At 64.2% G+C, this 12,153-nt stretch carries 2 protein-coding genes; both read left to right on the top strand.

What is annotated here, in order from left to right; all coding sequences use genetic code 11:
• Positions 1-29 precede the first annotated feature (29 nt).
• A complete protein-coding gene (locus ACRRQW_RS19495; protein ID WP_438483297.1) occupies positions 30-10,142 on the top strand; it encodes a beta strand repeat-containing protein in 10,113 nt (3,370 codons plus the stop codon).
• Complete coding sequence (locus tag ACRRQW_RS19490) at positions 10,139-12,145, top strand: MBG domain-containing protein (protein ID WP_438483296.1); 2,007 nt, start codon at positions 10,139-10,141, stop codon at positions 12,143-12,145. Before ACRRQW_RS19495 ends, ACRRQW_RS19490 begins: the two co-directional genes overlap by 4 nt.
• Positions 12,146-12,153 lie beyond the last annotated feature (8 nt).

Here is a 12,153-nt window from a genome sequence, read left to right as displayed (position 1 = left end):
GCCAGACGACGCTCACCGCCGCGACGGGGATGGGCGGGGCAGGGGCCGCGGATCTCGACACGACGATCAACACGCTGCAAGCGACGAACACTACTTCCGGTGACATTTATCTCCAGGAAACCAGCGCCCTGACGATCAACGGCACCGGCGTGCGCACGCTCGCCGGCAACGGCCGCATCGATTTGGATATCCTCACCGGCGCGGTCAACGTGACCGCCGTCATCACCGCGCACGGCTCGGGCGCGATCCGGGTCAACGCCGAAGCCGGCGTGCTCACGCTCGGGGCCAACGTGAGCTCCACGACTGGCAACATCACGCTCACGGCCGACACCGTCGCGCAGAACGCGAACATCGCAACCGGCGGCACCGGCACGATCGCCGTCACTGCGGATGTGGCCGGCATCACGATGGCCGATGGAACGACGACGACCACCGCCACCGGCACGATCACTTACACCGCCGCGACCTCGATTGCCCTCTCACTCCTCACGAGCACCAGCGGCAACTTTGCCCTCACCGCCACTGCGGGAGCGATCACTGACAACACGCTCCTCGAAACGCCGAACCTCGTCACCACGGGCACGGCTTCGCTCACTGCGGCGACCGGCATTGGTGGCACGGGTGTCGCCGATATCGACACGGCACTGGGTAGCCTCACCGCTCTTAATACTACTTCCGGCGGCATCGTCTTCGAAGAAACCGACGCTCTCACCATCACCTCTGGTGGTATCGTCAATCAAGCGAGCGGAGCCCCGATCATCCTCACCACACTCGCCGGCACGCTGACGATCAACGGCCAAATCCGCACGACCGGCTCCGGCCATATCCGCCTGAGTGTCGCCGGCGTCGACTCCGATCTTATCTCCACCGCGGCGATCGTTTCCGGCACCGGTTCCATTACTCTCCTTGCCGCGCGTTCCGTCACCCTCAACGCCGGCGCCTCGCTCGCCACGACCGGCACGGGCACGCTCGACGTGGAAGCCGCCGCCGGTTCGATTAAGCTCGCCGACAACGTCGCGGTCACGACCGCCGGCGGTAGTATCCGCTTCCTCGCCGCGCAGGACGTCACGCTCTCCGGCCTCAACGCCGCCACCGGCAGCGTCACCATCCGTGCGACCGCTGGATCGATCATCGACGCGGGTGCCACGCTCAACGACATCACCGCCGCGAACCTGCGGCTCTTCGCCGGAGTCGGCATCGGCTCCGCCCTCGACGTTCTTGAAATCACCATCGCCACGCTCGCCGCGGCCGCGACCACCGGTGGCATCCGCTTGAGCGAGGAAGACGATGTCACGATCGGCACCGTCGCGATCGTCAACGTGAACCGCGTCTCGGTGAGCAACACCACTGCCACGGTCGGTGACGTGGCCGCCACCTCCGACCTCACCACCACGACGGGTCCCATCGAACTCACGGCCCGCACTGGCTCGATTACTTTGACCGACGGCGTCAACGCCGACACCCGGGCGATCACGACCACGACCGGGTCGGTCGTCCTGCGCGCGCAAAATAGCCTCACCTTCCAAGCGAGCATTGTGAGCACCAGCGGCGACTTTACGCTTACCGCCACGACCGGTGCCTTGATCGATGATACCCCGAGCGAGAGTGCGCTCCTTATCACGACCGGCACGGCGACGCTCACGGCCGCCACCGGCGTCGGCGCCGCGAACGCGAGCGACATCGATACGACCATCACAAGTGTCACGGCGACGAACTCGACTTCCGGCGGTATCTTCCTGCACGAAACCGCCACCCTCATCGTCCTCGGCGCCACGACCCAGGCCGGCAACGGCTCGATCTCGATCCTCGTCGACACGGGTGACTTGACTGTCAGCGGGGCCATCACCGCGCACGGTTCGGGTAACGTTTATCTGCGCGCCGCGGCCGGCAACGCGACCGTCAACGCTGACCTCGCTTCCACGACCGGTCACCTCACCGCACTCGCTTCGGCAACCCTGACGCTCAACGCCGACCTCACGACGGGCGGCACCGTCGACTTGGAAGGGAACCTGATCACGGCCTCGCTCACCGCGGATGTGACCGCCGGTGGCCACGTGCGCTTTGCTTCGGCGACGACCATTATCCTCGGTGGTGTCATCACCACGCCCGCGAACGTCTCACTCACCGCTGGCACCGGTTCGATCACCGATCTCGACACGGACAACTGGGTGGACGTGGTGGCTTCCGGCCTGCGCCTGGTCGCCGGTCTCGGCCTCGGCACGACGACGAACCACCTCGAAACCACCATGGCCACTCTCTCCGCACGTGCCACCTCCGGCGGTATTTACCTCGACGAAACCAACGCGCTCACGATCGGCGACGTCGCTGTTACGATCCAGAAAGTGAACGTCGATGCGACCTTCGCCCCGGTGACTGACGTCACGCAGTCCGACGTGCGCACCACTTCTGGCAACGGCTCAATCGTCCTCGTGACCAGCGGCGATTTGACGCTCAACGACGGCACCGCCGCTGCGGATATCACTTCGGTCAGCGCCCACGGCAGCGGCAACGTGCTCCTTGCCACCACGGGTGCGATTACGGTGAATGCTGACATCCTCTCGGGCTCTGGCCACGTGACTACGACAGCCACGGCGACGCTCACGTTGAACGCCGACATTACCACGACCGGCACGGTCGACCTCGAAGCGAACCTGATTACCGCTTCGCTCACCGCCGACATTACTGCCGGTGCCGACGTGCGCCTCGTTTCCGCGACGAACATTATCCTCGGTGGCGTGATCGCAACCCCCACGAATGTGTCGCTCATCGCCACTTCGGGCAGCATCACCGACCTCGATACAAATAATACGGTCGACGTGGTCGCCGTCGGTCTGCGCTTGGTCGCCGGCCTCGGTGCAGGCGAAGCGACGAACCACCTCGATACGACCCTCGCGACCCTCAGTGCGCGCGCCACCTCCGGCGGCCTCTTCCTCTCGGAAACCAACGCGCTTACAATCGGCGATGTCGCCGTCACCATCCAGAAAGTAAACACCGATGCGTCGGTCACCGCCGTCACCGATGTCACGCAATCCGATGTGCGCACGACGGCCGGCAACGGCTCGATCGTCCTCACGACTGGCGGCGACTTGACCTTGAACGACGGCACCGCCGCAGCTGACACGACCGCCCTCAGTGCGCATGGCACCGGCAATGTGCTCCTCGCCACCACCGGCTCGATTACCGTCAACGCGGACGTCCTCTCTGGCTCCGGCCACGTGACCGTGACCGCCACGGCGACGCTCACCCTCAACGCCGACCTCACGACCACCGGCACTGTGGACTTGGAAGCCAACACGATTGCCGCCGCGCTCACGGCCGACATCACCGCAGGTAGCGACGTTCGCTTGGTCTCCGCGACCAACATCGTCCTCGGTGGCGTGATCACGACGCCCGCGAACGTCTCACTCATCGCGACTGCGGGATCGATCACCGATCTCGACACGGACAATGCAGTGGACGTCGTCGCCGCTGGCCTGCGTCTCGTGGCCGGTCTTGGACTAGGCACGGCGACGAACCACCTCGACACCACGGTTGCGACCCTCACCGCGCGTGCGACCTCGGGTGGCATTTACCTCGACGAAACCAACGCGCTCACAATCGACGACGTCGCGGTCACGATCCAGAAAGTGAACGTCGATGCGAGTGTCACCGCCGTAACCGACGTAACGCAGTCCGACATCCGCACGACCGCAGGCAACGGTGCGATCGTTATCGTGACCGGTGGTGACCTGACCTTGAACGACGGCACTGCCGCTGCTGACACGACGGCCATTAGTGCCCATGGCAGCGGCAACGTGGTTCTTGCCACGGCAGGATCGATCACCGTCAACGCGGACCTTCTCTCCGGCAGCGGCCATATCACCGCGACCGCCACGGCGACCTTGACCCTCAACGCCGACATTACAACGAGCGGCACGGTCGACCTCGAAGCGAATCTGATTACCGCTTCGCTCATCGCCGACATCACCGCGGGAGCTGACGTGCGCCTGGTCTCCGCGACCAACATTATCCTTGGCGGTGTCATCACGACCCCTGCGAACGTCTCGCTCAATGCCACTGCCGGCAACATCACCGACCTCGATACCGACAACTCCGTCGATGTCGTCGCCGCCGGTCTGCGTATCGTCGCGGGTGTGGGTGCAGGGGAGGCGACGAACCATATCGAGACGACCATCGTCACGCTCTCAGCGCGCGCCACCTCCGGTGGCCTCTTCCTCTCTGAAACCAACGCGCTCACCATCAACAGCGTCGCCGTTACGATCCAAAAGGTTGCCACCGACGCGACGACCGCCGCCGTCACCGACGCGGCCCAATCCGACCTGCGCACGACCGCCGGCAACGGCGCCATCGTGGTCACGACCGGTGGCGACTTGAACGTCGCTTCGACCATCGACGCGCACGGCACGGGCAACGTGCTGCTCGCCACGACGGGCTCGATCAGCGTCAACGCCGACATCGTCTCCGGATCCGGCCACGTCACCGCGACGGCCACGGCGACGCTCGCGTTCAACGCCGACCTCTCAACCCTCGGCACCGTTAACCTCGAAGCGAACCTGATCACCGCTTCGCTCACCGCGGACATCACGGCCGGCCTCGACGTGCGCCTAGTCTCCGCGACGAACATCGTCCTCGGTGGTGTGATCACGACACCAGCGAACGTCTCCATGATCGCGACCGCCGGCAGCATCACCGACCTCGACACCGACAACTCGGTCGACGTGGTCGCGGCCGGTCTGCGCCTCGTCGCCGGTGTGGGTGCGGGCACGGCCATGAACCATCTCGACACCACGATTTCGACGCTCAGCGCGCGTGCGACCTCGGTTGGCATTTACGTTAGCGAAACCAACGCCCTCGAAATTAGCAGCGTCGAGGTCACGATCCAAAAGGTTGCCGCCGACGCGACGACCGCCGCCGTGACCGATGCCGCCCAGTCCGACCTGCGCACGACCACGGGCAACGGCTCGATCGTCGTCACGGCGGGCGGTGACCTCACGGTTGCCTCGGTCATCAGTGCCCACGGCACGGGCAATGTCCTTCTCGCGACCACGGGCGCGATCACGGTCAACGCGGACATCCTCTCAAGCTCCGGCCACGTGACGCTCACCGCCACGGCAACGCTCACACTCAACGCGGACCTCACCACGAGCGGCACCGTTAACCTCGAAGCGAACCTGATCACGGCTTCGCTCACCGCCGACATCACGGCCGGTAGCGACGTGCGCCTGGTCTCCGCCACTAACATCGTCCTCGGTGGTGTGATCACGACGCCCACGAATGTCTCCCTCATCGCGACTGCGGGCTCGATCACCGACCTCGACACCGACAATGCGGTCGACGTCATCGCCGCGGGCCTGCGGATCGTCGCCGGGGTCGGTGCAGGCACCGCGACGAACCACCTCGACACGACGATCGCGACCCTCAGTGCCCGCGCCACCTCCGGCGGCCTCTTCCTCTCCCAAACCAACGCCCTCGTAATCGACAACGTCGCGGTCACGATCCAAAAGGTTGCGACCGACGCCACGACCGCCGCCGTCACCGACGCGGCCCAGTCCGACCTGCGCACGACCGCGGGCAATGGTGCGATCATCCTCACCACTGGCGGCGACTTGAACGTCGCTACGACGATCAACGCGCACGGCAGCGGCAATATCCTCCTCTCCACCACGGGCTCCATTACGGTGAACGCGGACGTGGTCTCCGGTAGCGGCCATATCACCGCGACGGCCACGGCGACGATCACGCTCAACGCCGACATTACGACGAGCGGCACGGTTAACTTTGAAGCGAACCTGATCACCGCCGCGCTCACTGCGGACATCACCGCCGGAAGCGACGTGCGTTTAGTCTCCGCCACCAACATTATCCTCGGTGGTGTAATCACGACGCCCGCGAACGTCTCGCTCACTGCGACCGCCGGCAACATCACCGACCTCGACACCAACAATGCAATCGACGTGATCGCCGCTGGCCTACGGATCGTCGCCGGCTTGAGTGCAGGCGATGCGACAAACCACCTCGACACGACAATCGCCACGCTCTCCGCGCGCGCCACCTCCGGTGGCCTCTTCCTCTCTGAAACCAACGCCCTCGAAATCAACAACGTCACGGTTACGATCCAAAAAGTAGCGACCGACGCCACCACCTCCACGCTCACCGACGCCGCGCAATCCGACCTGCGCACGACGGCTGGCAACGGTGCCATCGTGGTCACGACCGGTGGCGACTTGAACGTCGCCACGACGATCAACGCCCACGGCAGCGGCAATATCCTCCTCGCCACCACGGGCTCGATTAGCGTCAACGCCGACATCGTCTCCGGCTCCGGCCACATCACCGCGACCGCCACGGCGACGCTCACACTCAACGCCGACCTCTCAAACCTCGGCACCGTTAACCTCGAAGCGAATCTGATCACCGCCTCGCTCACGGCTGACATCACCGCCGGAGCCGACGTGCGTTTGGTCTCCGCGACGAACATCGTCCTCGGTGGCGTCATCACAACCCCGGCCAACGTCTCCTTGATCGCGACTGGGGGCAGCATCACCGACCTCGACACCGACAGCGCAATCGACGTCGTGGCCGCCGGTCTGCGCTTGGTCGCCGGTGTGGGTGCAGGCACCGCGACAAACCACCTCGACACGACGATCGCCACGCTCAGCGCGCGTGCGACCTCCGGTGGCATTTACCTCAGCGAAACTAACGCCCTCACAATCGGCAGCGTCGCGGTCACGATCCAAAAGGTCGCCACCGATGCGACGACCTCGGTCGTGACCGACCTCGCACAATCCGATGTGCGCACGACGGCCGGCAACGGTTCGATCATCTTGGTAGCGGGCGGCGATCTCACCGTCGCCTCGGTCATTAGTGCGCATGGCGCGGGCAACGTGCTCCTCGCCGCCACGGGTGCGTTCACGGTCAACGCCGATATCGTCACCGGCAGTGGCCACGTGACGCTTACAGCCACGGCCACCCTCTCGCTTAACGCCGACCTCTCGACCGGTGGCACCGGCACGGTCGATCTCGAAGCGAACCTGATTACCGCTTCGCTGGCCGCGGACATCACGGCGGGTGGGGCGGTGCGTATCACTTCCGCCACGAACATCGTCCTCGGTGGCGTGATCACCACTGCCGCCAACGTCTCGCTCACCGCGACGGCGGGCAGCATCACCGACCTCGACACCGACAATGCAATCGACGTCGTTGCCGCCGGCCTGCGCCTCTTCGCCGGCCTCGGGATCGGGAGCGCCACCAACGCCCTCGACACGACGATCGCAACGCTCGCGGGCCGGGCCACTTCCGGTGGTATTTACCTCTCCGAAACCACCGCTCTTATCGTCGGCGAGGTGGTCGTCACCATCCAGAAGGTCACCACCGACGCGACCACCACCACCGTGACCGAGGGGACTCTCACCGGCGTGCAAACCACTGCCGGCAACGGCGCCATCGCGCTCACCACCGGCGCCGACCTCACGATTAGCTCTGCGCTGACAGCGCATGGCACGGGCAGCATCGCGTTGACCTCCAGCCACGACATCAGTCTTGGGGCGGTCGTCTCGTCGACCAGCGGGGCGCTCATCTTGAATGCCGGAGCGCGCATCCTTGAAACCACTTCCGCGGAAACCCCCGTCCTCGTAACCACCGGCGCCCTCACACTCACCGCTGTCACCGGCATCGGCCAAACCGGCCGTGGCGACCTCGATGTCTCCGTCGGCAGCTTAGGCCTCACCAACACCGGCATCGGTTCCGTTTACCTCAAGTCCCAATCCGCGACGACCCTCACGGGTGCCACGCTCGGCACCGCCGGTTCCTTTAACTTTACGCAATCCAGCGGCGCACTCGCCGTCACTGGTCCGGTCAGCGCTCCCAACGGCAGCATCACCTTCCGCATCAGTGGCGCACTCACTCTTACCAACGCGAATTTGACCGCCGGCACCGATCTTACGATCCAAGCCACCACGCTCAACGCCACCGGCTCGGCGCTCACGGCAACCACCGGCACCACCACGCTCGTCACCTCCGGAGCCCTGACCTTGAACGCCACCTCGCCGGTGCGCGGCGGCACCGCCGTGGCCCTGAGCGCCGGTGGCAACGTGAGCCTCGCAGCGGTCAGCACCCCGGGCAGCCTCGATATCCAAGCCGGCGGCACGCTCACCAGCACCTCCGCTTCCGCCGAACTGCAAGGGAACACCCTGCGCTTGGTGACGGGCGGAGCCGTTGGCACCACGGGCACACCGATCCTGACCCGCACCAACGTTCTCGATATCCGCGCCGGCGGTAGCCTGAACCTGCGCGAGCAAAACAGTCTCACCGCCGGTCGTTCCGGTCTGGACTTAAACTCCGGCGCCGGCGACCAAGTCGTGATCAACGTCAATGGCGGCACCTTAAACTCCAACGGCGGCGCGATCATCGATCGCGGCAGTGGCACGCTGGTCGTGCAAGCTTCCGGCGACCTGACGCTCAATACAACCCTCACTTCGAACAACGGTAACATCACGATCAACTCTGGCGGTCACCTTTACGATGGCACCAGTGACGAAGGGACGCTGCTGAATGCCGCCAACGGTATGATCACCTTGAACGTCCAAACCGGTATCGGTGGGGCGGGCAATGCCGATATCGACTTTAACGCTACCGCCATCACGGCCACCACCAACTCCGGCGATATCAATCTGCACACCACCGGCTCCACCACCGTCACCGGTGCGGGCCTCAGCACCAGCTCCGGCAGCGTCTCATTGGAAGTAGGCGGCAACTTAAACGTGAATGCTGCAGTCTCCGCGACCGGCAGCGTGACACTCCAGGCCGGCGGCGTCATCAACGCCCCGGCGACCATCAGTGCCCCGGGCGCCATCACGATCAGTGCCCCGGGCGGCCTCGCCCTCGGCACCGTGACCGGCGGCTCCGGCCCGGTGAACCTGACCAGCACCGCGGGCACGATCACGGTCAGCGGCACCCTCTCGACCAACTCCGGCTCGATCAGCCTGACCTCCGCTGGCAACCTCTCCTTGGGCACGCTCTCGACTAGCTCAGGCAACTTGAGCCTCACCAGCACGCAGGGCAGTGTGAACCTCGGCTCCGCCTCCACCTCCGGCAGCATCACGCTCAACGCCGCGGGCAGCCTGACCACGGGTGCCCTGACTGGCCTCGCCGGCCTGAGCCTCAACGCCACGGGGGCCATCGGCACGGGCAACTTGGATGCCGGTTCCGGCAACCTCACGGTCACCAGCACGCAGGGCAGTGTGAACCTCGGTTCCGCCTCCACCTCCGGCAGCATCACCCTCAAGGCCGCGGGCAGCCTGACCACGGGTGCTCTGACTGGCCTCGCCGGGGTGAACCTCACTGCCACGGGCAACCTCAGCACGGGCAACTTGGATGCCGGTTCCGGCAACCTGACAGTCACCAGCACGCAGGGCAGTGTGAACCTCGGTTCCGCCACCGCCTCGGGCAGCATCACGTTGAACGCAGCCGGCAACCTGACCACCGGCAACCTCACTGGTCTGGCCGGTTTGAACCTGAACGCAGCGGGCACGATCACGACCGGGGACTTGAACGCCGGCTCCGGCAACCTGGTCTTCAACACGAGTGGCACCCTCAGCCTGGGCACGGTCACCAACGCCAACTTTATCACGCTCACCACCGCCGGCACGCTCACCACCGGCTCTCTGAACGCCTCGGGCGGCATCACCTTGACCAGCACCCAAGGCGGCATCGTCACCTCGGGCACGCTCTTCACCCAAGGCGAACTGCGCCTCACGGCTTCCGGCAATATGAACCTAGGCAGCCTCACCACGACCAGCGGACTGCTCTCCGTCGTCAGCGACCAAGGCTCAATCACGATGGCCGCCAACGCGGCCTTCACTTCGAACTCCGGTAACATCGTCGTCCACGCCAAACACGACGTCTACCTCGCCAGCCTCACCGCCACCTTCGGGCAAGTCAGCGTTACCTCCACCACCGCTTCCATCCTGCGCACCCCCGGCTACTCCGGCATCAACATCACCACCGCCGCCAATATCCGGCCTTCGTTGCTGGCCACGAAGGTCATCGACCTCACCGTCGATGCTCCCTCCGTCACCGCCAACTCCCTCACCATTTTCCGCCGCAACTCCCAATACATCACCCTCTACCTCGTCTTCTCATGATATCGTTCGGCCGCTATCTTTTCGCTGCCGCCTCGTGTTTCGCCGCTTTAAGTTTGGCGAGGGGGGCGGTTGTCCAGTCTGACCTCGTCGCGCTTACTCGCACCGGTTCCATCTTGGTGGGTATCTCCACCGCCGGAGAGGTAAAACGCTCGACGAATGGTGGCAGCAGTTTCAGCACGGTGCGCAACGCCTCTTCTTCGGCGCTTCGCAACCTCGAATCATTTTCGAACACCGTGGTGGCGATCGGTGACGCCGGTTTCATCGCGCGCTCCGGCGACAGCGGCCAGAGCTGGAGCGATCTGAGTGTCTCTGCAGCGCCGGCGTTTGTGGGTGAACTTCGCGATGTCGCGAGTAAGGATGGCAGCTTCTGGGTCACGGTGGGCAAAGCCAACGGTAACTTGGTCACGCTTTGGTCGGACAACGGTGGCGCGACATGGAATTATGGCTCCGTTCCCGGTCTTAGCGGGACGCTTCACGCCGTGGCCTACGATACCGGCACCACGCGTTGGACTGCAGTGGGCTCTGACGGATTTTTCGATGCGCGTATCCTCAACTCCACCGATGGCAAAACTTGGTCGGCGGTTTCGGTTGTTGGGGCTGCGCCGCTCAATGATGTTTCGAGTAACGGCGCTGGCCGGCTCCTCGCCGTGGGTGATGCGGGCACGCTCTTGGTGTCGGTGGACGGTGGACAAACGTTCAACGCCGATGTCAACTCCGGCCTGGTCTCCGAAAATCTCAATGCGGTGGTCAGCACTTCGACCGGATGGGCTGTCGGCGGTGACGATCTGGTTCAACTCAACTATCCCACAGCAGGCAGCGCGACTGTGACGCAATCGCCCGTTCCCGGCGGTGGTGCCATCACCACGCTGGCCGTTGACTCCGGCGGCGAAGTCTTGGTGGTGGGCGAAGATTTTTCTGGTTATCAAACCATCACATTTAGCGGCCCGGCAAATCAGGCCTTCAGCTCCACTCCAATCACGTTGAGTGCGACCGCGAGTTCGGGCCTGAGCGTGGCATTCAGTGTGGTCTCTGGCCCGGCTACCGTGTCGGGTAATCAACTCTCCCTAACCGGTGCCGGCACCGTCACTGTTCGCGCAGAACAGTCGGGCAACGCGACCTATAATCCTGCGCCTCCGGTTGAACGCAGTTTCGTGGTCAGCGCGCCCGCAGCGACCGTCTCGTTAGGAAATCTCAGCGCAACCTACGATGGCACGGCGAAGAGCGTTACCGCCACGACCATGCCGACAGGCCTCACGGTTTCAATCACCTATGCTGGCTCGACTACCGCTCCGACCAATGCGGGGAGCTACGCGGTCGTCGCGACGATTATCGATCCCAACTATTCCGGATCCGCCAGCGATACCCTGGTCATCGCCAAAGCGTCACAAACCATCACCTTCGCGCCCTTGGCGGATCGTCCATACTCGACCACGCCGATCACGTTGACGGCGACAGCAAGTTCGGAACTCGCGGTGACTTTCAGCGCCACCGGTTCGGCCACAGTTTCAGGCAATGAACTCACGCTCACTGGATCGGGTGCGGTCAGTGTCACCGCGACCCAAGCGGGGAATACCAATTACGCTTCCGTCAGCCTTACCCGATCGTTCGTTGTGAGCGGCGGATTCGAATCGTGGCGCGCGACTAATTTTACGTCGTCCGAACTCGCAGATGCCAACGTCAGCGGGCCGAATGCGGTCTATGGTCAGGACGGTTTGTCCAATCTGCTCAAGTATGCGCTCGGATTTTCGGCCAGGACCAATGTCGCCGAAGACCTGCCAGAGGTCAGCACCACTTCGTCAGACTGGGTTTATCTCTACACCCGCCCGACCGCGATCACTGACGTTACTTACGAAGTGGAAGTATCGACCAGCTTGACGTCTTGGAGCGCAGTCGGTGTCACCCATGAAATCGTTTCTTCCAGTGGTGGCATCGATACGTGGCGTGCCCGTTATCCGCTATCGTCCGCGACGAATGCGTTCTTTAGATTAAAAATTTCCCACTGATCCCAGCT

Origin of the sequence: Oleiharenicola lentus (assembly GCF_051660365.1) — a bacterium.
GTDB classification, from domain to species: domain Bacteria; phylum Verrucomicrobiota; class Verrucomicrobiia; order Opitutales; family Opitutaceae; genus Lacunisphaera; species Lacunisphaera lenta_A.
The sequence above is the reverse complement of the archived record's forward strand: the minus strand, read 5'-3'. Positions and strand labels throughout refer to the sequence as shown.

Excerpts from the sequence above, each read along its gene's own strand:
- ACRRQW_RS19490 (WP_438483296.1), top strand. The coding sequence starts at position 10,139 with ATGATATCGTTCGGCCGCTATCTTTTCGCTGCCGCCTCGTGTTTCGCC.
- ACRRQW_RS19495 (WP_438483297.1), top strand. The coding sequence starts at position 30 with ATGGGCGGGGCAGGGGCCGCGGATCTCGACACGACGATCAACACGCTG.